Here is a 24,705-nt window from a genome sequence, read left to right on the forward strand (position 1 = left end):
CCTTGTTCGGTCTGCGACTTACGACGCGGCGGAGCGGCGGTCTCCCGCGCGGGCATCTTCCGCAATCACGTCACTCGCCTTTTCGCCGATCATATAGATAGCGGACACGATAAAAAAACCTGGAATACGAGGAAAGACGGAGGCATCGACAACGCGCAAATTTTTCGTCCCATGCACGCGAAACCGGCTGTCGACCACTGCCAGCGGGTCGCTCGCGGGGCCCATCTTATTGCTGCACGACGCATGATGGCCCCACGCTTCGTTCTTGACGAAGGTGCGAAGGTCGTCTCGCGTAGCGACGGTTTCGCCCGGGATCACCTCGCGCTTGATGACGCCCTGCGCCTTGCGCGAAATGCGGCGGACGAATTCGATGCCGTCCACGACGGACTCCAAGTCTTCTTGCGCGGCATCGTTGGACTCGTCGAAGTAATGAAAGTTGATCTCCGGCACGTCGCGCGGATCGGCCGATCGCAGCGTGACCCGGCCCGCCGTGTTCTGAGTATGCGCCTTGAGAATCGCCCAGGTGAAATAGTTCTTGTGCTGACGTGAGACGGCCGAGTAGGTCGGAAAGTAGCCTTTGAAATAACTCGGCACGCCGAAGATATACAGGTCTGGAAGCGGCCGCTCCGGCCGCGAACGCTTGATCAGCCCGACGACCACGCCATTGGTCGTGTAGACCCCGGTCCCGTGTTCCCAATCCGCAAAGCACGGGTCGGCTTGCTGGCCGGCAGCCGGTGGCTGGAACGTGCAGTCGCGCAGCACTTGAAAATCACGATCCATCTCGGTGATGACGCCCACTTCATAGCGGTCCTGGAGATTCTCCCCGACACCGGGGAGGTCGACGTGCCCCTCGATCCCGAACTGCGCCAATTCATCCTTCGGCCCGATGCCCGAGAGCTTGAGCAGCTGAGGGCTGTTGAAGGCGCCGGCGGACAGGATCACCTCGCGCCGGGCGTTGATCGTGCGCCGCGATCCTTCTTGTGCCCTCTTCGCCCGCGGGTCGGCGCGATACAAGGAGCGGCCCTGCAGATATTCCACGCCGGTGGCCCGCTTCTCTCTATCAAGAAGAATGCGCGTGGCCAGCGCGTGGGTCACGATCGTGAGATTGTTTGGACAGCCCTTGGCCACGGCTTGGAGGTATTCCCGCGTGCCGTTCCGCCGGCCGGCGTTCGTCGCGACCGGCGTGCCGAAGACGCCTTCTGGGTTGTCGACCACGATGCGCCAGTCATTGGGATCAAAGTGGCTTCGCAGCACGTGCAGCGGGTTTCCGATATCGTCCCGGAGCGCGCCTTCAGCCATGGACGCGATCATCGCGAGCAACTGCTTGTCCTTGATGACCAGCGTCGGATCCGCCATGTTGGTCGTCAGCCAGCCGTCGTATCCGTGCCGGCTCGGATTCTCCGTTTTCTCGATCAGTCCGTGGACGTACTGGCAGCGTTCCAGCCGCTCGAAATACCGCCGCATCGCATCGCTGTTCCAGGACGGATCCCCGGTCACTTGCGCGATGTGGTCCCAATCGCTGTTGTGGGGATACACGGTGATCATCGCATTGTGCGCCGTGCAGCCGCCCAGCGTGCCGGCCCGTGGATACAGCACGCCATCCTGGTCGGCGACGTATTTGCTGTCCCGCTTGCGTCGGTCGGGATCGGCATAGTGCTTGACGAAGTAATCCCAGCGCAGCGCTTCGTCTTCGGTCGCGAAGCCATGGAACACCGGGACGGAATAGTTCGCGTTCGTGTCGTCCCCGCCGGCTTCGAGCAGCGCCACCCGGAATCCGGCCTTCGCAAGATTCGCCGCGACCGGGCCGCCGCCCGCGCCCGATCCGATGACGACGTAATCGAACGTCTCCCCGTCCGCTGGGGCGGCGGGTGTGGCACAGGCGACGGGCTTCGGTGCTCCTTTGGACAAGCTCGCACACCCGTCGAGCGACAGTGTCAATCCCGCGGCGGCAGCGAGCTTGAGAAAATCACGGCGGCTCTTGGAATCAGTCATTGCGGTCCTTTCTCGATCACCGTTGTCGTAACCCGATCTCGCCCCCAGATGGAGGAACAACTGATGCAGGTTGTGACACCATTGGCGCTCAGAACGTCTTCAGGAATTCGATCAGCGCGCGCTTGTCCTCGTCGCTGAGCCCGGGCTCCTCCTTCAGAAAGCTCGTGCCGAAGTAATGCCCGCGGTTCACGACGAAATCCGGGCACTTGTTGAATTCGAGGAGCGGCTCCGCCACGTTGCGCCAGACCTGTCGGGCCTGCTCATCGCTTGCGTGCTTCGGCAGCTTCTTTAAGTCGGCCTTGATGCGGACCAGCAGCTTGAGGAGTTTTTTCTGATGGGCGAGCCGCTCGACCGGCGTCATGCCTTCCGGCAGCAGGTTCACGTTGGCCAACAAATTCACCGGCGTCCCGGCCGGAATCGGTCCGATCTCGATGCCGCCTTTCTCGAAGATCGAGGGGAACAGCCCTTCTTCCAGCAACTCCAGGTCTTGCAGCACCTCGGGCAAGTATCCCTTGGGGATCCTGAGATAGCTCGTCGTCGTCGTGCGATCGATCACTCCCGGCACCCGGTCGCCGAACACCGGATCCTTGTCTCGCTTCTCCGGCCACAGCAGCTGTTCGATCGAGGACTCGAAGGACTGCAGACGCGCCTCGACGCTCGGGCTCGGGTTGAACCGTCCCACGCTGTTGTTCAAAAGAAACGGCGCCGTGGACCAGAGACTGACCAACGAGGCGGGCCGCGTGTATCCCCGACCGCCCGCCGGCATCGCGTAGCTCCGCGGCTCGCCGGTCAGCGGATGGTGAACGGTGATGCTTCCCACCGAAGGCAGGTCCTTGTACGACTGAGATGAGAAGTTGTCCCAGATGTTGCCGGCGAGCGCATTGGTCGCCAAGGGACTACACGCGTTGGTCTCGAGCAGGGTCACCGGCACGCGCACGTCCGTGGAGAGGAAATTGTTCTCGAGAAAATCCTCCTGCAGCACGATCCTCTTCATCTCGCGCTGAAACTCCTCGGTCTTCGTCCACTCCCAGTACTTCTTCCAGCAGTCCAGATAGCCGGGCCCCCCGCAGCCGCCCGGGTCGAGCCCGACCGCGGGAGTCGGGAGTTTGCTGGAGTGGCAGCGCGCGCACCGTTCGGCGAAGACTTCCTTCCCGCGTGTGAGTTGCCCCAGATCGCTCGTCAGGTAGTTCGCGCCGCCCGGAGCATCTTTCAACTTGTGCGGCCCGGTCGTCTTCAAAAAGAAGAGGGCGAGATTGGGCGTCTGTGCTTCCGTCGCCTGCCAATAGACCGAGTGCTCCCGCGCGATCGCAATCCGCATCGGCGTAATCGGCTGGCCGCCGATCAAGGGCTTGAAATGAAGCAACCATTCTTCGCTGAACAAGCCGATGTTCAAGAACACGCGATTCAGCGCGCCGAGCGCGCCGACGGAATCGGCCCCATCCTTCAGCACACGCGTCGTCCACACGGTGTTCGGGGCCTGGAAAAATGCCGTGAGCGGGCCGCTGCTGACATAGTCGTTGAATTGCTTGTTGTCGAGGCTTCCGCCCGCCAAGGTCTCCTTCCCCCAGCGCTTGGCCTGCTCAAGCCGCGGGCCCAGATAGTAGACCGCGTTCATCGTGCGCGGGTTGTTGATGTTGTCGGTCGAGACGAGCGACGTGTCGAGCGCGCCCGGCCGTGACGTGTGGAATACTTGAAAGGGAAAGCTTGACGGATCGGCGTCCCAGGTAAAGATCCGGTCGATCCAGAAGTATTGCGCGCCGACGTTCGAGCTGAGATTTTCCCACTTCGGGTGCTCGGGGTCGGTCGGAGGATTGACGGGATTGGGACCGACGTGGCAGAAGCCGCAGGACATGCCCACGCGATAAGGTCGCACGAGATCCTTCGAGAGATAGTAGCTTGGGTCTTCGTAGTACCGCTTGGGGTCCCACCTCTTCTCGGCGGCTTCATCGAAGTCGGGATTCGGAAACAGCCGCAATCCGACGATCCCGGTCGGCTCTCCGTAGTACGAGCCGACGGGTAGATTCTTTCCCCGCGCGCCGATCGCGACCCCGGGATATTTCTTCTCGTTCGCAAACGGATCCTCCGGACAGTCATCGCGACGCCGGTCGAGCCACAGGCCGTATCGCTTGGGATCAGGGCCGGTCGCTTTTTCGAAACACGGCTCATTGACGAGCCCCAGGTAATGCCAGCGATTGTTGCGGCTGAATTTCAGGCTCGGGTGCGAGGAGAGGGTCTTTAAGAAGTCCAGATTGCCGAAGCTCGCCTTGCCCAGCGTGTCCCAGAGTCGGTCGTTTCCGGCCGTCCAGACGATCCACGTATTGCGGCCCTGAATCTCTTCACGCGACAGCGCGGCTCCGCCGTCCATATCGTGAAAATAATCCTCATCGGCGGCGGGGAACGAGGATGGCGCACGGCCGACGGCTCGCGCTTCATCAACCACCTTCCCAGGGATCCCGCGCTGCTGGGTCACGCAACTGATCAGCACGACCACGCCCAGCACGCCCACGATTGCCAGCTTCGCCATGCTTCTCTCAAGGATGTTCACGATCACCGTTCCTCCTGTCCGCCTGATCAATGCCCTCGCCCTACGAGGCACGCCGTATACCACCCAGCCAGGCATCTACACCATCAGTAACGCCGAGCCGGTACGTAGGTGCGGTGGCCCTAGTGCTAGGGACTTGTGGTGTGGTGTGGCTTCGTTGGCCGTTTTCATTCGCCTGAGCGGATTGCAGCCCTGGAGTCGGCCGCCATCGGCCAGCAGTCCTCGCCGGGTTCGGCGTCTCCGCCGCTCTGCCGCGTCAAGAGAAAGTTGAATGCGAAGAACCGCCCGAAATAGACGCGACCCAGATAGACGCCTGCCGCAAGCCATCGCATCTCGTTGCGCACCTGGAGACCCCGTTCTCCCAGGAGAGTGGTCACCCACGAAGAGGTCGCGGACGGCAGCGTCTCGACGAACCGATAGTCGAGCACGATGGATTCCCGGCGGCCATCCAACAAGCTCTGGCCGCAATACACGTTCGCGAGCACCTGCGCTCCACCGGCATGGCCCCGATCATCGATCGTCTCAAACCCGATCGTATGTTGGAGGATCGGCAACAGGTCATCGAACAAGGCCGGCTCATCGGCCACGCGGGTCCATACCAGCCGGTCCGCTTTGCGGAAGATGTTCTGCCGCCAGATCCGTCGTCCGACGTCGACAGGCGCAAGCCGCGCGAGGACCTGCGGAAGGACTTGGCCATCGGACGGCAGAAGCGTCAGAAGATCGGGCAGCGGATGCCGGTCCGCGGCATCGGTGGCGCCAAATAGCGCGACGTCGAAGCGGCCGTCCGGGATGGGGCCGGCGGTCAGCCGCGCATAGATCTGATCGAGCTGCTCTTGGTTGGCGCCGAGTAGCGTACCGAAATCGGCCGCGAGCCGCCGTTTCATCTCATTGGTCAGCGGCCATCGATGCTCCAGCCAGGCAAAATCCGGCTTACAGCGATACCGCTCGCGGTCGATCATCGTACTCGATGGCAACTTCCGCTCGAGCTCCGCGCGACATTCGTCCTCTCTCGGGACCGGGGCAAACGGGATCATCAAACCGAGATCCGCGCTGGCGACGGGTGAAAGCGCCAGCAGCACCCCCATGCAATCGAGGATGCCGATCACCGTCGCGGCGCCGCAGTCTCGTCTTCGTCGTGTCGCCATCATAACGTCGCCAAGAAAGCGGTGCGGTCGCGCTTCTCTTGCTCGTTCAACGGCGCACCGACGAAGAACGGATGACCGCGCGGATGGTGGCGGGTCTCGTTCATATCCGGGTTGTTCGTATAGAACGGCCACAGTGCACGAAGTGTGTCTATGAGCGTCTCAGAGCCGGGGTCCGCGAGGAATCGACTGATCCGCTCGACAATCGTCCGCGCTGCGACGTCGCGTATCGGGTCCGACTTTGGATATCCACCCATCAACATGCGCCGCGCCGCCTCGTGCTCATCGTCCGTCAATGCCCCTCGCGAGCCTGATCGCGCTCGCATGACGAGTTGCAGGTCCGCAATGAAATCCTTGTGGCGAAAATTCCCGAGCGCGGCGGCCGGCACGCCGGGGGGAAACCGCAGTTCGATCCCGAACGGTCCGATGTGGCGAACGCCCGATGCCCGATCGATTTTCTTCTGCGCGGGCGGCGTGAACAGTTGCTCGATGGAGGCTTTGAAGAGGCGGTAGCGGCCCTCCACTGATGGATCGAAGGGCCAACACGGAGGAGACTCAGCCAAGGGCCGTCCATGGGCATCCATATAAGGAGACGTGTAAAACGGATCGTGCGGAGTCCCACACACTTCGGGACCGACTGCATTGTGGTGGAGGAACGGGGCGTGCGCCCACACGCTCAGTAACGAAACGGCACGGTAATAGCCGCGGCCCCCATTCACGTGGCCTTCCGGGAGACCATCGAGCACGGCCTCGGCCCGTTCGTGGTAGGCCGCCGACGCGAATTCTTCCCAGACGTGGCCGCGTAGGTGATTCGAATGGAGCGCGCGGCCGGGATTGATGGCAAGCTCGGCGGCCGGGATCGCCTCGTCGCTCCCCAGGTGATCCAAGTGCACCCCGGCCGTATCGCCCGGGAGCAGCGCTCGAAAATTCCGTTCGCGAAACGGATCAAACTGCTTCTCATCGCGGCTCGAATGACACGTGGCGCACTTGGCGGCAAAGAGCCGGCGACCGCGCTCGACCGCCCCGGCGCCGAACTCCTCGTCGAGATCGCGGATGAGATCGGCTTCCGAATAGATCGCGTCCGCCTTCGCAGCACGCCGGTCGTTCTCGCGCGCTTCCCGGAGATCGAACGAGCGCCCGCTCAGTACATAGTTCAGGAGATCGTGCCGGCGGTCCTCGATCGCCCGCCAGTTCGCACAATCGCGGCGCGTCTGGCCGATGTCGACCGGCGTCTGCCCGTAGCCTCGTTCGTGGGACGAAAATTGCCAGAGGTCGGTCAGATGGTTGATCCATGCCACCTCGGCGCAGCTTCCGATGTTCAGATAGACGCGCTGGAGAGCTTCGTAGACGCCGATGCCGTCCTCGCCGCCTTTGAGGAAATGAGGAACCTGCTCGATCTGCGTCTGCTTCCGCCAACATTTGGTCGCCTTGCCCGGCTCGCACCAGCACGTCTCTTCGGGTGATCCGGCAACACACTGGCTCACGGGGCGCCACTTCGTAATCGATTCGGTGAACAGCGGGCGTTGCCAGAAATCAATGAACGCGTTCATGGTGCCGGCATTGTTGATCTGATCGGTTGGAATCGCCGACGTATCGACCGTTCCGGGCCTCGCGTGACCGAAGACCTGCCATTGAAAACTGTCGCGCGGCATGCCGGACACGAAAATCTGCATGATCCGGGCGTACTGGTTCCCGACGGTGCCGGAGAGATGCTGGACCGCGGGATACTCGGGCCGGTACGGCGGCGTGAAGGGCCGCAGCGGATTGAAGCCGACATGGCACGCGCCACACGAGATGCCGATTCGAAACGGCGGCTCCATGGAGGCATCGGCCAGCCGCTTGCGGAACCCCTCCCACGACGCCTTCGTGCCGTTCAGCGCGAGCCAGGCCTCGGGATTGAAGCGGGGATTCGGAAATTTCCGGAATCCCATCGCCCCTGCCGATGTCCCGAATTCCAGATCGCAGGCGCTCTGCCGGTCGGCGGCGGCATGCGGATGACCGGGCGGCCGAGGGGCATCCTGAAAGTCACACGCCGGATCGCGATACCGAATCGGCCGCTCCCCGAGCGCTGCAAGCAACGCGTCATCGCCCGGGCAGTAATCAAACCCGTACGTGTTGTCGAGACTGTTCATCGGACAGTCGGGGTCGCCCGGGGTGCAGCAGGCCGGGTCGTTGATCAATCCCCACGTCCGAAACCGCTCGCCGCGCGAGGGCGCGTTCAACACGCCATACCAGTCGATCAGCACCCCGAGCCGCTGTTGAAAGACGTACGTGTAGAAGCGTGCATTGCCGGCTGTGGCCTTCAGCCAGATTTCACATCCCGCCCGCTCGGACGCGTTCAGGACTATCTTGTCATTCTTGAGGCACGGATCGGTGAGATCACGTGGCGGAGCGGCAAGCGCCGCCGTCAACGATAGTTCGGTCGCGGCGAAGGCCGCGACCAACATATAGCGAGCCAAGGTGGACACGATGGTCGGTAACGGCAGACCCGAAGCGCAGCGGCGCTCGCGGGCGACGCTGTGGCGGCGCTATATTGTCCACTTCCCTGGAGAGTTGTCGAGAGGGAATTTCGGGGAGCGATCGTCGTGTCCAAATACTTGACCAGTTGTTCTCTGTGAGACGGCAACGGAGTCTGACGAACGAGACCAGGACGAACACATGAGGCGCTACGGAACGCTGGCCGTTGACGCGGACGTCGGGACCGGAGGCGCGATGGCCCGGCCAGGCAACCGAATCACAAACCGGCTGCCGACGCCGATTCGGCTGTGTGCCGTGATCTCGCCACCGTGTAATTCGACGAGACCTTTCACGATGGTCAAGCCCAAACCCGCGCCTTGGCCGGCTCGGGGTGCGGCGCTCCCGCGGTAGAAGCGATCGAAGACCTTCGGCAATTCATCCTCAGGAATGCCGGGGCCATTGTCCGCGACACTCACTTCCGCGGCTGATCCGTCTTGACCCGCGGACAGCTCAATCCGACCGCCGGCCTGCGTGAAATTGATACTGTTCTGCAACAAATTGGTCAGCACCTGCTGGAGCTTGTCCTTGTCCGCCTGCACCCACAGGTCGGGCTGCGGGTCATGAATGATGATCTTCAGTGATTTGCGGTCCGCCATCGGCCGCATCATATCGACAGTCTCTTTGAAGAGCGCGCCGACGGAAAGCGGCTTCGGGACTAATTGCACGTGACCGGCTTCGATCTTGGCCAGGTCGAGCAATTCTTCGATCGTCCGCATCAGGCGCTCGACGTTCGCGAGAATCCGCACCAAAGTCTGGCCTTGCGACGGCGTGATGGGCCCGAGAATCTCATCGCGAAGATTTTCCGCATATCCTTTGATCGCGGTGACCGGCGTTCGAATCTCATGGGAGGCCACCGACACGAAGGCTGATTTCAGGCGATTGAGTTCCTGTAGTTCTCGGTTCGATGCTTCCAATTCTCGCGTCCGCTGCTGGACGCGCTGCTCCAACGAATCGGTCAAGGCCCGCACCTGTCCCATCAGACGTCGATGGACAACCGCAACACTGGCCGTAATCCAAATCAACACGACGGCGAGCGCATGGTTCATCAAGGTATAGGTGGACGCGCCTTCCTGTGGCGCCAAGACATACGCGGCCGTGACGAGCACCGTGGCGAGGGCAGGGACGATCATAATGACGGCAAGGTTCTTCAACCACACCGTGAAATAGACCGGCACGACGTACAGCGCGCCGAGTGGAAACGCGACCGGCATGACGAGGTCCACGGCAAAGACGGCGAGCATCACGACGAAGGTCGCGACGGTGAGACGTGCCGGAGGCGCAATGTCAATCGAGGTCATCCCGCTACTCTAGCGGACGGACCATGAGAGAGCAATTACAGAGGCGTCACATCGAGAACGGCTTTCGACAGCCGCGGGGAACGGCGGCGGCACGGAGGGCGGTGCTTAGCTCGACGGAAGAGACAATGTAAAGAGGAAGAAAGTGTGGATGAAGCGAAGGGGACGCCCAACAGCCAAGGTGCGAGGACGATCGCAATGTAGAAATGCGCCCGATCAGTATCCGCGTCCGCTCCCGCCGCGGCCCATGCGATCCAACGGCAACGCCTCATACCGTTGTTTGAGATCGGGATGCTCGTTGAGGTACTGCTTGACCGCCGCGTCGTCGGCGAAGACTTCCGGGCTCCGCTTCCGGTACTCCTCGACCGTGAGGTCATACTTCGCCAGGACTTGTCCTAGCTTCGCGTTAATGTCGGCCCCCATCTCCCGCATCTGTTCGGGCGACGGGCGCTGGCCTTCCTTGAATCGCTCTCCGCCTTGGAAGTAGTTCGTCATCATCTCCCCGATCTCAACGCGCGCGTTGACGAACTTCTCCACTTCCGCCGGATCGGCGGCGGCCGAAACACCGGCCGAGAGGACAAGACCAAATACGATAGGCGAGATCACTTGCCGCAACTTGGCGCCCATCAGCTTCTCCTTTGTGAGAAGCGTAACACGACTCGGGGGGCGGTTCAAAGCGCCAAGCCACTCCGACGAGATTGACTGCGGCAAGCGGCCGTTGTAGCGAGCCCGAACAGCCGTTCAGGCGGCCGTCTGCCGAGGCACGGCACGGGACAGAGGTCCGTGCAGCACGATGCGATATGCCGAGCGGAAGGCCTCAATCGAGCCCCAGTGGCGGCGGATAAACCGATCGACCTTGTTGCCCTCGGGAAACGCTTGAAGCTCCGTGGTCGTCGGATGATAGCCGAAGCGCGCGCACACTTCGATGTACCGGCGGATCGCGACGACGTGCTTGCGATGCAGGCGATAGAGCCGCAGCAGGTCGGCGAGATGAAGTCCATAGCGCCGTGCGTGCCGGTGTAAACGCTGCAGGGGATAACCCGTTGCGCGACTCACGGCGGCCAACGTCCCGTACTGCTTCAAGACCGTAATGGTCGTTGAGCGGTCCGGAAAGGGATTCGGCGGGAGCTGGCTGTCCTTCGACGGAAGTGCGGGGACGACGCCGTGCTGGACGGCAAGGCTCACGAGCTGCCTGACGCGTTCGTGGCTTAGGCCAAGCTGAGCGGCCGCTTTCCGGAGCGTGCCTGTCCGGCGCCACGCATCGTACGCGGCGATCATCAGGGCGGGAGTGTGGGGACTGAGGGGACGACCGGGACGACCCATGCCAGACCTCCTTGCGACAGAGAAAGAAAAAAGCCGAATGAGCAGGAGGAAGATCCGGCAGGGCTAACTCTAACCGATTTCACACGTAAGCGATAGTCGGACAAGTGCTCGGGTAAAAGTATCTACGAACACTTCTTCGGGGGAGAGGTAGGCATGTTGTGCCTGTCATCCAGCCATCCCGCCCCGCCGAGTTGGTGGGCCGTCGTGGCTGAAACCTCCTCACCCCAGCGTTGATGTCATACGGTCTGATCGAAGAAAAGCTCGACTGGGCGGAGGATCAATTGACGAACAGTCGGACGCCAAAGAGAAACCCGAAGGAGGAGGCGTTCCAGTCATCGGAGCGCACTCCGTTGATCGTGACGTGGCCATCATTGCGCTTGTACGCCATTTCGGTGTTAAGTGCGAGCTTTGAGGTCAAGAAGTAATCCGCACCCCACGCCAACCGCCACGCAAAATTATTGCTCGGGGAGATCGAGCCGCCGAACTGGCTGCTTTCGCCGAAAGAGTTCACATTCACGCCGAATCCCATCGACGCGTACGGCGCGATCGGCCCGATCTTTCCAGGCCGCACTTCGACGGTCGGCAGGAGAGAGATCGTATCGAGATGGCCTAGATCCACATCTGGGCGTTCTAGGCTGACCCCGTGCCGCTCCCACTCGAGCATGAGCCCCGCCATCACCCATTTATTGAGGCCATACATACCTTGGAAGTTGACCAGCGAGCCGACGTCCGTCGAGGTGTTCGTCCTCAAGGATTGCGTCAACGGCGCAAAGCCAGCGCGGAATCCGAACATCCACTTACCCGTCTGCGCACCTCCCGGCGTCCATTCGGCGGCATGCCCACTGCCGACGAACAGCACGATGAGGAAAGCGACGCGAGCCGGAATCAACCCGATTCCACTTCTCCACCTATCTGTAGAATGCTGCCGCCGATTATTCATTAGTGTCCTCCTTGTCGGTGGAGAATGATAGCCAAGGCCGGGAAAAAGTCAAAAATCAAGATGAGGATGCCGCGGGAAGAAGGGAATTCGGGTTGGTCCGCATGAATCGCCGGCCTACGGATCACCGCAGCGTGACGAGGCAACGTCTCTTCCTGATTATGCTATTGATGGATGGAGTGACATGAAACCGGCCCCATCGATACCGCTGATTGGCCTAGAATCATGGCGGGGACGTGAACCTGCCCCTCACCCCGCTTTCCACGTATCGTCTCCGAGCGCCGACCGCACGACCTCGCAGAATCGCGTCCGGTCAAGTGGCTTGGGAAGGACGGCCGTCGCGCCACGCCGACTCGCCTCCTTCGCAATGGACTCCTCGATCGCACCAGTAATCAAGATCACCGGCGGCCGGTGCGGTAACGGCTTGATCGTGTCTAGGAAGGTGAGGCCGTCCTCCCTCGGCATCCGTAGATCACAGACGACCAGATCATAGTGAACGGTCTGGAGCGCCACGATGGCCGAGGTCACAGAAGGCCTCCCGTCGACGATCACATCGGGAAGGCGACACCTCACTGTCTCAGTGAGTGCACTGATCAAGGCGGGATCGTCGTCGATGATGAGAATCCGCCGCCGGATCTCCACGGCGCCGGAATCGTACTGTACCCGCTTCGGTAGACTATCGGCCAGCGGCCTTAGACTATGGAAGACAATCGTCTACGGTATCAAGCCAAGGCCGTCAGGCCCAACAGAAAGCCAGCCTTCAGCACTAATGGCTAGCTCGTAGACACCCGTCTTGATGCGCCTGATAGAAGGACCGTAGCCCGCTGACCTCTAGGATTCTCGTGCTAGACGACGATCCAGCTTTGATCGACGTTCTTCCCGATATTGTGCGCCGCCGCTCCCCGTCGCGGTTGAGAACATCCACTCGACCCTCGATCGCGCTCACGAAGCTCCAAGAGCACCGGTACGATTTGCTGCTCACCGCTTTCGCGCTACCCGAGTGCAGCGGCGTTTCGGCACGGAGCCTTCGATGTGCTAGCGAAATTTGAGATGGACGAACTGATCTCGGTGATCCAGGACGGTCTAAGGGCCTGTACTTTAGCCCGCTCGGTGCGCCGGCGGGAACGCATCCTTCAAACCATGCTCCACTTGTTGACTACATTCACACCGTAGCTACGACCTTGGAATTGACAGCATCATAGGCTGCGGTACCCTTGTCGCATGCGCGAGATTTTTGTTGATGGGTTACTCCAAGCTGACATGTCCGACACCGTACGCGCGTGGTTCGAACCCTATGGCCGTGTCATTGAGGCGAAAGTCTTTACATTGAGCATCGGCGCACCGTTCGGCTATGTGACGATGGAACGGGAGGAAGACGCGGCCCGCGCAATTCGCGCCTTGAACCGGCAAGTCATCGGCCCGCGGACCCTACTGGTAATGTGGGCACGGCCGATTAGGAGAAGAGCAAAGCGGCAGACGACGGCGCCTACTTTACCATTCACATCTGAGTCTTGACGATCTCCTTCTCGCCTTTTCTTGTAATTTCCTGCGAACGACAAACAAGCGACCAGCCGACGGTGGCGCAATGACCACTATGGTGTCCCGAACAGGCGTTTGTGCGCTCGTCGGTGCCGGTAGCTGACAATTGATGTGACCGTTTTGACTTGAAAATGTTGGGGTGAGTGACGGGTTTCGAACCCGCAACCTCTGGAGCCACAGTCCAGCGCTCTAACCGTTGAGCTACACCCACCGCCCAAGATGTGTGAGGAAGCGTGGCAGGAGGACGAATTCTAGCAAACGGGGAAAAGCGTGCGCAACACGCCCGAAGAATGAGGACCACCTATCAGGCGGCCCCATATCCCAGCTTCAGCCCTACTCCCATACCCCTTTACCCCATTACCCCTATGCCACTACGCTTTTGCATCAAACGCGGCTTGCATTTCCTCGACGATGCGGTTGGCCGCGGCGCGGGGATCTTTGGCGTCACGGATCGGCCGCCCGACGACAAGGTAATCCGCTCCGGCTTTGATCGCGTTCGCGGGGGTGCTGACCCGGGCGTGATCGTCAGTCCCTTCATTGGCCGGGCGGATGCCGGGCGTGACGATCAACAAATCTTTTCCGACCTTCTCACGAATGACCGCCGCCTCTTCACCCGAGGCGATGACTCCGTCGAGACCGACGTCCGCCGCAAGTTTAGCTCTCGCCGTCACGAGATCGGCCACTGTCCACTGGACCCCCATGTCCCGCAGGTCACCGGCGTCAAAATTGGTGAGCACCGTCACGGCGAGCAATTTGAGCGCGGGCGCCTTCGTGGCCGCGGCCCGACCTTCGAGCGCCGCGTTCAACGCTTTGCGGTTCGCATGGATGGTCAGGAACTGAACTCCCATCTCGGCGGCACGGGCCGTGGCCCGCCGGACCGTCTCTTCGATGTCCAGAAACTTCAAGTCGAGGAACACCCGCTTGCCTCTCGCCACCGCGCGCCCGACCATGTCGGGTCCGGCCGCCGTGTATAATTCGAGCCCGATCTTGACAAAGCTGATCGCGTCCCCGACTCGGTCCAACAGCCGTTCAGCCTCATCAGCCGACGGCACGTCGACGGCCAGAATCAACCGCTCTCTCGCATCGACACGTCCCATACCGCCTCCTCTGGAAGGCCGGGGACCCCACTGCCCCTCCTTCCTCACACGCTCGGCGTCCGCTTACGGCGCGAGGCCATCCGTGCGCTTGGGATGGCGCTCGCTCCTTGCTTCACCGCATGGCATGTGTTACAAGTACTTCCTTTCCAACTTCCGTTGAGAGGCCCGTATGCCAGTTGTGCACAAGTCAACGATCAAACGAGCGCGCCAAGCCGAACGGCGCAATCAGCGCAATCGTGCCGGACTCAGTGCCGTCCGGAACGTCATGAAGAAGGTGATGCACGCCGTCGAGGAAAAGAAGGTCGATGAAGCCCGGATGCTGCTGCGTGAAGCAACCGCCGCCCTGCACAAGGCCACGACGAAGGGCGTGCTGAAACGGAACACCGCCGCCCGCCGCATTTCGCGTCTTGCCGCTCGCGTCAACGCCCTAACGACCTCACCGTCCTAATCGATCGACTCGGGACCGAGCCTGCCTTCGGCGCAGTCGGGGAGGCAGGGCGAGGCTGTTGGGCCGGTCGACCCGCCGCCAACGCGCAGAGTTCAAGCACCAGCGCCTCGAGAATTCGAGCCGGCGCCCCCGCGCTCCCTCCTTTCAACTTCGAATCCGTCTCGACAAAGCGTTCAAACGCAGTGCGGAGATGGCGGTCGGAAAAGGCCGCGAGGAACGGTCTCACTTTAAACGGGGGCACGCGGAGCACCCGGGCCGCCTCCCCTTCCTTTCCGGCGCCCGCCGCTTCCTTGGCCTTCCACAGTTGCCGGTACTGCCACACCAATGATCCCAGTATCCGCAGCGGCGCTTCTCCGGCCTCCAGATTACGGGCAAGGATGCGAATCACCCGTGGCCGGTCTGCGGTCCCGATCGCCCCGACGAGGTCGAAGACGGAAGCGCCCGCCTCGCTCCCGCGCATCGTTTCGACATCCGCGGCGGTCGCGACGCGAGCCTGACCGACGTACGCGCTCAACTTTTCCAATTCCCGCTTGACCAGGCCCAGTGAATTCGTCGCGGCTACATCCTTGAGCGCGAGTACGGCCGCCTCATCGAGGCGCAGTCCCAGCCGTCCTGCCTCCGCCCGCACCCATGCCGGCAGCTGGGCTTCCGCCGGCTGGCCACATTCGACCACAATGGCGGAAGATTTGATCGCTTGGGCGAACTGCGTTCGGCCGTCCAACTTCGGCGCCACAAAGACCAGTGTCGTCGATTCACACGGTGTCCTCAGATACGGCAACAGCCGTTCAGTTTCACGAGCGGGCAGTTTATCGGCCGCTTTCACGATCACGATGCGGCGCGGAGCAAACACCGGTGCCTCCTCCGCTCGGGCAAGCAGCTCGGCCGCGTCGGTCTCATCGCCATAGACCACGTCAAAATTGAAATCGCCCAACTCGCCGTCCTGGGCAGCGGCAGCCTTCAGCATGCCGACGGCTTGATCGCGCAACTCATCCTCTTCCCCAAGGACCGCATAGATCTGCGCGAGACCGCTCTTCTTGAGGCTCTGTTCCAGCTCGTAGAGTTTCATCTCATCGTCTCGGCATCCCGGGCTGCATGCTCGCCGGCATAGAGGTGCCCCCGCCACCGGGCGGGCCGGCTGCGAGCCCGAAATTTTCCAGGTGGTTCAAGAACCGTGTCGCCATATCCTGCGCGATGAACATCCCAGCCTGCTCAAGCGCCCGCGTCTGCAGCACCCGGTTGAACTGCAGGTCGTTAGTGACGAAGAACTCCGACGACGCTGTCAGAAATTGATTCCAAATGACTTCGCCGGTCTTCGTCTTTTCGACCTGGGCTTGGACGAAGACCGTGACTCGGCTTTCCAATGTGCGCGCGTTTTGACCGATTTCAAATGTCAACGTCGGGACGAGCACGGCGATGATCTGGGCCTTGAGAACGAGGTCGCTCGGTTCCGACCCCGTGACGACCCGCGTGCCGCTCCCGTTGACGAACTCCCGGCGGGCGTAGTTGGTGTACTTCAGTTCGAGGTTGGGCTCAATCGAGCGGTTTTGAAAGATCGTCACGGCCAGGGTCGGGGCCTCGGGGGTGGGTTCGAACGTCTTCGCCCCGCCGATCGTCGGACCGGGCCCTTCCACCTGGAACTGATAGCCACAGGCAGTCAGGAAGATCGCGGCGCTCAGCAGGCACGCCGCAGAACACAGTGCTGAGTGCCGAGTGCTGCGTACTGAGCGAACAAGAAATGAAAAGATCGGCGCCTTCAGATTGTCTTTCTCAATTTCTCTTCTCATCCCCAACTCAGCACGCAGCACTTTCTACTCAGCACTTCTTTCATACCACGAAGTTCACGAGTTTTTTCTCGACGTAGATGACCTTCCGCGGGGCCTTGCCTTGGAGCCACTCGGCCAGTTTCGCGTCCTGCCGGGCGGAGGTCACGACCTGCTCTTCCGTCCAGTCGGCCGGCACTTCGATTTTGCTCCGCAATTTGCCGTTCACTTGGATCGGAATCGTGAGCCGGTCGCTTGCGACGAGGGCAGGATCATACTGCGGCCATCGCTGCCACGCCACGCTCGGCTTCTCCCCAAGCCGACTCCACAGCTCCTCGGCAAGGTGAGGCGCAAACGGCGCGAGCAGCAGAACAAGGGTCCGTTCCGCTTCGCGAAGCGCGGCCAGCTCCGCCGGCGAGTGTTCGCGCTCGGCCATGATCTTATATAGGCCATTGACGCACTCCATCAACGCGGCGATCGCCGTATTGAATTGAAACTCGCGCTCGATGTCCTCGGTCACCTTCTTGATCGTCCGATGCGTGAGCCGTCGGATCTCAAGCGCCTTCGGGGAGCTCGCCCCGCCATGCGGGATCGCTGGGGTGCCGGCGCCGCGCGATTCCAGATCGTGCATCAAGCGCCAGACGCGCTGGAGAAACCGCGAACAGCCTTCCACCCCCGTGTCGCTCCACTCGAGATCCTTGTCCGGCGGGGCGGCAAAGAGCGAAAAGAGCCGCGCGGTGTCCGCACCGTAAGTTGCAATGAGGTGTTCCGGATCAATCACGTTCTTCTTCGACTTGGACATCTTCTCGACCCGACCCCGCTCGACCGGTCGGCCGCACAGCCCACATCGCCAGCCGTCCTTCTCCGAGCCTTGCACCTCGGTGGGGAACAGCCACTCGTGCGTCGGGCATCGGTACGTCTCCTTGGAGACCATGCCTTGCGTCAAAAGGCTCTGAAACGGCTCATCGACTTTCGTGAGCCCCAGATCGCGGATCACCTTCGTGAAGAACCGCGCGTAGAGCAAGTGCAGCACGGCATGCTCGATGCCGCCGATGTATTGATCGACCGGCATCCAATAGCCCGCGGCATCCGGATCGATCGGCCGTCGATCGTCGTTGGGCGAGCAGTAGCGGAGGAAGTACCAGGAGGAATCCACGAACGTGTCCATCGTATCCGTCTCTCGTCGCGCCGCCGCCCCGCAGCGCGGGCAGGTGGTGTTCACGAACGACGGCGTCTGCGCGAGCGGGCTCGCGCCCTTTCCCGTGAACGGCACGTTCATCGGCAACTCGACAGGCAATTGCGACTCGGGCACCGGCACGATGCCGCAACTTGGGCAGTAGATCATCGGGATCGGGGTCCCCCAATAGCGCTGTCGGGAGACGCCCCAGTCCCGCAGCCGATAGTTCACCGCGCGCTTGCCGATGCCCTCCGCGGCCGCCGCCTCGGTAATCCGCTGCTTCGCTTCGTGCGGGGAGAGGCCATCGAAGCGCCCAGAGTGCACGAGCCGGGCGCCCGGCTCAATGGCTTCATACGCGTGATCAAGCCGAGCGTCATCCAGCGTGCCGGCCGGATTTTGAATGACGAGGCGAATCGGAATTTGATAGGCGCGCGCAAACTCAAAATCGCGCTGGTCGTGCGCGGGCACGGCCATGATCGCTCCGGTCCCGTATTCGTACAGGACAAAGTTCGCGACCCAAATCGGAATGCGCTCGTTCGTAAACGGATTGATCGCGTACGCTCCCGTGAAGACGCCTTCCTTCTCCCGATCGGCGGCCAGGCGCGCAAGTCGATCCTGCTTGCTCACTCGCGAGACGAAGGCGCGGACCGCGGCCGCCTCGGGCCGACCCGCGATCAGCTGCTCCACCAGCGGCGACTCCGGCGCCAGACTCATGAACGTTGCACCGAAAATCGTGTCCGGGCGGGTCGTAAAAATTCGGATCGCGGCGAGGTCCGTCAGCGGCTGGGCCAGCGGAAAATCAATTTCGGCGCCTTCGCTCCGGCCGATCCAGTTCCGTTGCATGGTGAGCACGCGGGCCGGCCATTGTGTGAGATGGTCACACCCGCGCAGCAATTCCTCGGCGTACGCCGTGATCCGGAAGAACCACTGCTCCAGCTCTTTCTGCACGACGACCGAATCACAGCGCCAGCAGCGACCCTCCTCGACCTGCTCGTTCGCCAGCACGGTCTCGCAGCTCGGACACCAGTTCACCGCCGACTGCTTGCGATACGCGAGCCCGCGCTCATACATCTTGAGAAAGAACCACTGATTCCACCGATAGTAATCCGCACGGCACGTGGTGACTTCGCGCGCCCAATCGTACGAGAGCCCCATCTGGCGGAGTTGCTTCCGCATGTAAGCGATGTTCTCGTCGGTCCAGGCTTGCGGATGGACGCCCTTCGCGATCGCGGCGTTTTCGGCCGGCAGCCCGAAGGCATCCCAGCCCATCGGATGGAGCACGTTGAAGCCGCGCATGCGCTTGTACCGGGCGACCACATCGCCGATCGCGTAGTTGCGCACGTGGCCCATGTGAATGCGCCCGGAGGGATACGGGAACATTTCGAGGCAGTAATATTTCGTCTCGCCGGGCGCTTCGGCGGCGCGAAAGGTCTGTTCGTGGTCCCAATACGCCTGCCAGCGCGCCTCAACGCGCTGATGATCGTACACGGTGTTGTCTGGATCGCTCATGAAGATCGCGACAAGATGTGAAAGCGAAAAACCTTAACATACAGCGCCGGGGGCTACAAGATTCGACGATCGCGCGGGGCTGATCTACAGCGGCAAGCTTAGTTGAATCGGTCGATGGACCTCGGAGGTGAGGGAAGGCACGCGCGATTCGGCCGACCGCGCGGCTTGGAGATGAAAGCGCGGCTCGACCGTCGTAGGTGCCATGACGATCTCGCGCAGCCGGCCGCTGCATGCGCCGCAGCGGTGATGGCGGGGACGGATGGTCCGTCGCTGGCGATGGTAATCGCGACCGCAGTCCTGACAGCGCCACGTGTACTTACTGAGCGCCCGGACGGCGTCGTCCAAATTATGACGAATGGTGATGCCGAGGCCGTCCTGATTCATCAGCGCCATGACGCGCATGAAGTCCGGCCCGTGATCGGGCCGCCGCTTGAGGACGTCGTACTGCCATTGATGAATCATCTCGTGTGCCAGCGTGCCGATGATCTCCGCCTCGGGCTGGTCCCGCAACAGTGGGATGGACAGACGGATGACGCGGCGCGACCCGTTCAGCGGCTCGCCGCGCTCCGCCGGCGTTCGTGGCCCGACGCGGCTGGCAAACATCCCGACCGAGGCCGTCAATCGTCCGCTCCAGAGGATCGGGATGGCGGGCAAACGACCTTGGAAATACCGTTCATTGAGCCGGCTCCAGGCCGCGTTCAACTCCTCGGTCGAGAGCGGTATCAGCTCGGTCGTCGCTCCGCGGATCACGCGCCAGCCTCGATGACGGCCGCGGCGAGGAGCGGCACCATGATTTCGTGATGGCCGATCAACGAGTAACCGCGTCCGCCCTTCTGCGTCGGCCGCCGGACCACGTTCGTGAGCGGACGATAGTGGGAGAGAAAATCCATGTTGACGGTCGTGATGTCGCGAAGCGGGTAACCGAGATTGCGGCCGAGCGTGACCGTTTTGAGAAACACCTCGGGCAGGATCACTGCGGAGCCGAGATTGAGATAGACGCCGCCTTCCATCCCGGCCACGGCGGCCGCCAGTCGTCGGAAGTCGGTGAGCGAGCCGGCTCCGATCGCCCCGCCGTCCGCCGCCGGATGCATATGGATGATGTCGGTGCCGATCGCGACGTGAACGGTGACGGGAAGGCCGAGCCGGACGCCAGCGGCGAGCACGCTGGTCCGGTGGTGGGGGAAGAGTTTTTTATGCGTGCTGATGTAGCGCCCCACCGACTCGCCGATGCCCAACCCTTGCTTCACGCCCTCGGCAATCGCTTCATTGAGGATGCGACCGGTCTCTTCGGCCATCCCGAACCGCCCTGAATCGATCTCGGCGTCCACCTCTTCCGATGTTTGGCCCATCAGCGCGAGTTCGAAATCGTGAATGATCACCGCACCGTTCATCGCGACGGCCGTGATGATGCCTCGTTCCATCAGATCGACGAGTATCGGGTTGAGCCCGACCTTCGTCACGTGCGCGCCCATCCCGAGGATCACGGGCCGGTGGCGCCGCCGCGCGATCACGATCGCCTTGGCGACCGTGCGCAGGGTCTTCACCGCCAGCACGTCGGGGAGCGTGTCGATGAATCGCTTCAACCCTGCGCCGCGCCGCCAGGGCGACGCAAAATCCGCAATGCGGACCTTGCTCCGTCGGCGATTCAATGGATAAGTCTTGAGCTTGGTGACGTCGATCGGCGGGAGCGGAGACGTGGCCGTCTTACGACTTCGCAAACAACCCTTCCTCGATCAATTCGCAGAGCACGTGCCCCAGCGTGATATGACTTTCCTGAATCCGCGCCGTCACCGATGAGGGGACGACGAACGGATAGTCGACCATGCCGGCGAGCTTCCCGCCCTTGTGCCCCGTCCACGCGACGGTGATGAGTCCCAGGTCACGCGCCGCCTCGACGGCTTTCAGCACGTTGGGGGAATTGCCGCTCGTACTGATCGCCACCGCGATGTCCCCCTTTCGCCCCAACGCCCGGACTTGTCGGGCGAAGATCTCGGTATAGTCATAATCATTGGCGATGCAGGTGATCGCAGCGAGATCGGTGCCGAGCGCGATCGCGGGCAGCGGCATGCGGTCGCGGCGATAGCGCCCGACGAATTCGGCGGCAATGTGCGAGGCGTCGGTCGAGCTGCCGCCGTTTCCGAACAAGAGGACTTTCGAGCCCTCGCGAAACGCCCGGACCATGAGTTGCGCGACGTCGACGATCCGGTCGGCGTATTCGTGCACGAAGCGGCGTTTCACGTCGGCGCTGTCTTCGAACGCTCTGACGGCCGTTTCTTTCACGGGCGGCGATTCTATCGCGCGCCCTATTGAAATGTCCACCATGCGTGCGCACCGCGCGCGGTAGCCGCCGCCGCGCGCGACACGTAGATCCATGTAGCCAAAGCACGCAGAGCATGATAGGCTGTGCTCGTTCTGCCAGAGGTCCGCCGCATGCGATCCTTTCCCCCAACCGGACGCCTGCTCATCATCGACGGGGATGCCCTGTTTCTTCGGACGCTGGCCGAGTCGGTTCGACGCCGCCTGCCGGCCCTCGCGGTCGATACGGCGCTGTCGGCCCACGCCGCGGGGCGGCAATTCGCATCGGTCCAGTACGACATTGTGCTCGCGTCCACTCACCTCCCGGATGCCGACGCCTCCGGCGTTCTCACCGCACTCGCCCCGCACGCCGGGGACGCTTCCCTGGTCCTAATGGCCTCGGGCCTGCAAGCTGATCTCTTGATCCGAGCCGGGCTGAGCGGCGTGCACGATGTCCTCTTCAAACCGATCGAGCACAACCTGCTGATCAGCCGGCTACAGCATGTGCTGAAGCATCGCACCCGGGCGCACGAGGTAGACCGGTTGCGCCGGCGGGCCGATCAGCAGGCCAAGCGGGTGAAGAAGGTGATCGCGCAGGCACGGCTGGCGCTCGAATCTTATGAACAGCTCTTGGCGCGCCGGCGCGACAGCCTTGCGGAGCAGGAGCTTCGCGGGGAATCGCTGTTGGCGGCCTTGGATGGTGCGTCCGAGGCCATCCTGCTGCTCGACTCCCGGTGGCGGATCCTGGCACTCAATGAGGCCGCTCGGTCGGCCCTCTTTCCCGACGCCGCCCGGGACGATTTGGAAGGCACGACCCTGTGGGACGCCTATCCGAGTTGGGCAGAGTCGCCGTTCGCGCAGGAATGCCGACGCGCCATCCGGGAAGCCGTGACCGTGCAATTTGAAATGCTCGTGCCGCCCGACGGCCGCTGGTATACGATCCGTGCCGTGCCTGCAGGCCACGGCTTGACCGTCTATTTCCGCGATCTCACGCAAGGTGCGCGGCGGGGCGATGGCGCAATGACAGCGCCGACCGCCGTCAGCGTGAACGAAACTCCCCGCTCGACCGAGCCCGAGGCCCGCACGACAGCAGCGAGTGTGGCCCCTAACGATTCGCCCGCCGATTCAGCGATATCGTCGGCGGCCATACGGGAAGCCGAACGGACCCGCCTTGCGCAGGACCTTCACCATGAGTTCGGACCGCTCTTGGCCTCTTTCAAGTCGGACCTCGACTGGCTCGAAAACCGGGTGGGCCCCGCGCCATTGCCGGTGTTGCTCAAGGTTCGCTTCATGGCACACCTCGTCCACCAAATGATCGAGTGCCTCGGCCGCATCTGTGCTCAGGCGTATCCGGCGATTCTCGAAGAGCTTGGGCTCGACGCGGCCCTGCAATGGCTGGCGTCGACATTCGAACAGCGGACGGCCATCCGCTGCTCGACGATCCTGAAAGATCTGGAGGGCCTCGATGCCGGGAGCCGGGCGCTGACGTTCCGCAGCGTCCAAACGCTGCTCGCCCACGTCGAAGAGCGCCGGGAGGCATCCGCGGTCACGATGACGATCGCACGCGAAGGTGATCAGGTGATGATCGAGGTCAAGGACAACGGCCCCGCGAAGTCGGACAACGAGGTGGCGCTCGCGCAGTCTCAACGGATCGCCGCCCTGAAAGAGCAGGTCCGCGCTACAGGGGGGAACCTCAGCGTCGCCACCCTCCCCGATCACGGAACAACACGCTTCGTAAGCTTTCCCGTCAAAGGAAACCGGTGCTGACGTTCACGCCGCTCGTCTTCCGACTCCGTCTCGCACGTTCCGATTCCCCACCCCCGCCTACAAGAAGTCTCGTACTGCACTCCCCCAATTTACCGAATGTAAGAAGTGCGGTAGCCTGAATGCAGGTGGTCGTCCTACACACAATCCAGCAGGAGGCAGCACATGCCGACAACGCCTTCGTTGACCTATGACGAGCAAAAAGCGGCCGAGGCAGCGTTTCGCGGGCTTCCACTGAATCCTACCTGGTCGGAGCGCGCACAGACGATTTACCAGAGCATCATCACTCAAACCGCCGGGCGAAACATCGTCGAGGAGGCGGTGTCGGCCGTCTGACCATCGGTCTCGTTGACACATGGAACTCCCAACCGACAGGAGGCGACCGATGAAACAGATCGTCCGAGCCTACGTGGTGGATGAACGAAACGCGCTGAAGCGGATACCGCGCGCGCGGTATCAGCGCATGCTGGCCGGACTGGAAGCGGTGCCGGGCTACGCATCGGAAACGGTTCGCTTCGCCGAAACCGTCTTCGGCCTGGCTCCCGACGGCACGCTCGCCTATGCTCGCGCCTTCTTCCCGCTGGTCCGATTTGACGCGTCCGGGAAGCGCGATCGGAATGCCTGGCGTGAGGAGGAAATGTTGGCCCTGCGCGAATGTGAATGCCACCCGGACAGCGAATGGGCTGAACTGTATCGAACGCAACGGTGGGCGCAGTTCCGGTGGCAGCCGACCGAAACGATTCTCAGCCGACTGCGGGAGAAAGTGCCGCCGATCTCGCAACGCGCGGAACCTCAGCCCCATACGCACGGCGAAGCGGGCTGCGAGCAGTAGTCCTGAGCGCATTTTAATTTCAGCTTCATGACACGTTAACCTTGAGGCGGTAGAAGTAGCACATGCCACTCGTCTACGTGTTGATACATCTCTTCGTCGCATACCCGCTGGGTTATCTCGAACGGCGCCGACACCAGACAGCCGCACAGTAACGGGACGGCCACACCTGGGCGCGGCTGGCGCGCTTCCCTGTCGGGCAGTCGTCTGCGCCTCTTGACGTCCAAGTCCCTCCCTGATATACGGCACCGTGCTTAGGGAAAGCTGGGACGACCGCTGGTGAAGGAACCGACACTTATGTCTCAGCAGCCCACGGCTGTGACACGCGCCGACCGAGCACGGAGATCGGAAGGTCCTCCGCGCCGCCCGCCTTCCCTCTTGGCGCTCCTCCGCCCGCGTCACTGGTCCCACGCCGCAAACTATCTCCGATGGCGCCGGACGGCAAGCCCGATGCTTCTTCATGCCGAGACGTGGCAGATCGTCGATTTACTCACATCGCCCGTGGCGCCTCCGGGCACCTGGTGGTTGCGCAGGCCGCT

At 62.3% G+C, this 24,705-nt stretch carries 21 protein-coding genes and 1 tRNA gene; 5 read left to right on the forward strand and 17 right to left on the reverse strand.

The features are described from left to right. Positions 1-18: 18 nt before the first annotated feature. The 9 genes from AC1U7K_RS14020 to AC1U7K_RS14060 all read right to left on the reverse strand — a co-directional run bounded on the left by AC1U7K_RS14020 (position 19) and on the right by AC1U7K_RS14060 (position 12,390). On the reverse strand, positions 19-1,992 hold the full coding sequence (locus AC1U7K_RS14020) for a GMC oxidoreductase (protein WP_480252061.1): 1,974 nt from the start codon (positions 1,990-1,992) through the stop codon (positions 19-21). An 88-nt stretch (positions 1,993-2,080) separates the two neighbouring features. Further along, complete coding sequence (locus AC1U7K_RS14025) at positions 2,081-4,516, reverse strand: hypothetical protein (protein ID WP_480252062.1); 2,436 nt, start codon at positions 4,514-4,516, stop codon at positions 2,081-2,083. 185 nt (positions 4,517-4,701) lie between these two features. Beyond that, entirely contained in the window at positions 4,702-5,682 is a 981-nt protein-coding gene (locus tag AC1U7K_RS14030; protein ID WP_480252063.1) for a hypothetical protein, read from the reverse strand. Then, positions 5,679-8,144, reverse strand: coding sequence for a cytochrome c (locus AC1U7K_RS14035; RefSeq protein WP_480252064.1), 2,466 nt, complete (start codon positions 8,142-8,144; stop codon positions 5,679-5,681). The genes AC1U7K_RS14030 and AC1U7K_RS14035 overlap by 4 nt, the downstream gene beginning before the upstream one ends. Positions 8,145-8,342: 198 nt before the next feature. Beyond that, positions 8,343-9,491 (reverse strand): sensor histidine kinase, encoded by a 1,149-nt coding sequence (locus tag AC1U7K_RS14040; RefSeq protein ID WP_480252065.1) that lies wholly within the window; start codon positions 9,489-9,491, stop codon positions 8,343-8,345. Between the two features lie 213 nt (positions 9,492-9,704). Then, positions 9,705-10,115, reverse strand: coding sequence for a hypothetical protein (locus AC1U7K_RS14045; protein ID WP_480252066.1), 411 nt, complete (start codon positions 10,113-10,115; stop codon positions 9,705-9,707). 114 nt (positions 10,116-10,229) lie between these two features. Further along, entirely contained in the window at positions 10,230-10,811 is a 582-nt protein-coding gene (locus AC1U7K_RS14050) for a hypothetical protein (RefSeq protein ID WP_480252067.1), read from the reverse strand. A gap of 277 nt (positions 10,812-11,088) precedes the next feature. Then, entirely contained in the window at positions 11,089-11,751 is a 663-nt protein-coding gene (locus AC1U7K_RS14055) for an outer membrane beta-barrel protein (RefSeq protein ID WP_480252068.1), read from the reverse strand. Between the two features lie 246 nt (positions 11,752-11,997). Further along, positions 11,998-12,390, reverse strand: coding sequence for a response regulator (locus tag AC1U7K_RS14060; RefSeq protein ID WP_480252070.1), 393 nt, complete (start codon positions 12,388-12,390; stop codon positions 11,998-12,000). A gap of 579 nt (positions 12,391-12,969) precedes the next feature. On the opposite strand from AC1U7K_RS14060, the gene AC1U7K_RS14065 reads away from it, so the two are divergent. Then, positions 12,970-13,263, forward strand: a complete 294-nt coding sequence (locus tag AC1U7K_RS14065) for an RNA-binding protein (protein ID WP_480252071.1) — start codon at positions 12,970-12,972, stop codon at positions 13,261-13,263. A 159-nt stretch (positions 13,264-13,422) separates the two neighbouring features. Here the strand turns inward: AC1U7K_RS14065 and AC1U7K_RS14070 are convergent. Next, positions 13,423-13,498, reverse strand: a tRNA-His gene (locus tag AC1U7K_RS14070). Positions 13,499-13,658: 160 nt separating this feature from the next. Beyond that, positions 13,659-14,384, reverse strand: a complete 726-nt coding sequence (pyrF, locus tag AC1U7K_RS14075; protein ID WP_480252072.1) for an orotidine-5'-phosphate decarboxylase — start codon at positions 14,382-14,384, stop codon at positions 13,659-13,661. Between the two features lie 169 nt (positions 14,385-14,553). Here pyrF and rpsT point away from each other — a divergent pair, with 169 nt between their 5' ends. After that, the gene (gene rpsT / locus AC1U7K_RS14080; protein ID WP_480252073.1) at positions 14,554-14,832 is read left to right on the forward strand and encodes a 30S ribosomal protein S20; all 279 of its coding nucleotides are present in this window, start codon (positions 14,554-14,556) and stop codon (positions 14,830-14,832) included. Here rpsT and holA read toward each other — a convergent pair. The 6 genes from holA to AC1U7K_RS14110 form a co-directional block, all read right to left on the reverse strand. Further along, entirely contained in the window at positions 14,804-15,898 is a 1,095-nt protein-coding gene (gene holA, locus AC1U7K_RS14085; protein ID WP_480252074.1) for a DNA polymerase III subunit delta, read from the reverse strand. The two genes, rpsT and holA, sit on opposite strands and share 29 nt — an antisense overlap. A 1-nt stretch (position 15,899) precedes the next feature. After that, complete coding sequence (gene lptE / locus AC1U7K_RS14090; RefSeq protein WP_480252075.1) at positions 15,900-16,616, reverse strand: LPS assembly lipoprotein LptE; 717 nt, start codon at positions 16,614-16,616, stop codon at positions 15,900-15,902. 40 nt (positions 16,617-16,656) lie between these two features. Further along, on the reverse strand, positions 16,657-19,278 hold the full coding sequence (gene leuS / locus AC1U7K_RS14095; protein WP_480252076.1) for a leucine--tRNA ligase: 2,622 nt from the start codon (positions 19,276-19,278) through the stop codon (positions 16,657-16,659). 84 nt (positions 19,279-19,362) lie between these two features. Continuing rightward, positions 19,363-20,028 carry a SprT-like domain-containing protein gene (locus AC1U7K_RS14100; protein WP_480252078.1) on the reverse strand — a complete coding sequence of 222 codons (666 nt, stop codon included), beginning with the start codon at positions 20,026-20,028 and terminating at the stop codon, positions 19,363-19,365. Then, positions 20,025-20,996 (reverse strand): GSU2086 family protein, encoded by a 972-nt coding sequence (locus AC1U7K_RS14105; RefSeq protein ID WP_480252080.1) that lies wholly within the window; start codon positions 20,994-20,996, stop codon positions 20,025-20,027. Before AC1U7K_RS14105 ends, AC1U7K_RS14100 begins: the two co-directional genes overlap by 4 nt. Continuing rightward, positions 20,983-21,651 (reverse strand): D-sedoheptulose-7-phosphate isomerase, encoded by a 669-nt coding sequence (locus AC1U7K_RS14110; RefSeq protein ID WP_480252082.1) that lies wholly within the window; start codon positions 21,649-21,651, stop codon positions 20,983-20,985. Before AC1U7K_RS14110 ends, AC1U7K_RS14105 begins: the two co-directional genes overlap by 14 nt. Before the next feature lie 57 nt (positions 21,652-21,708). On the opposite strand from AC1U7K_RS14110, the gene AC1U7K_RS14115 reads away from it, so the two are divergent. The 3 genes from AC1U7K_RS14115 (at position 21,709) to AC1U7K_RS14125 (ending at position 24,169) form a co-directional block, all read left to right on the forward strand. Continuing rightward, positions 21,709-23,340 (forward strand): hybrid sensor histidine kinase/response regulator, encoded by a 1,632-nt coding sequence (locus AC1U7K_RS14115; protein WP_480252084.1) that lies wholly within the window; start codon positions 21,709-21,711, stop codon positions 23,338-23,340. Between the two features lie 162 nt (positions 23,341-23,502). After that, positions 23,503-23,673, forward strand: coding sequence for a hypothetical protein (locus AC1U7K_RS14120; protein ID WP_480252085.1), 171 nt, complete (start codon positions 23,503-23,505; stop codon positions 23,671-23,673). Between the two features lie 49 nt (positions 23,674-23,722). Continuing rightward, entirely contained in the window at positions 23,723-24,169 is a 447-nt protein-coding gene (locus tag AC1U7K_RS14125) for a hypothetical protein (protein ID WP_480252087.1), read from the forward strand. Positions 24,170-24,705: the final 536 nt, after the last annotated feature.

The sequence above is a fragment of the Nitrospira sp. Vd2 genome, from assembly GCF_979581665.1.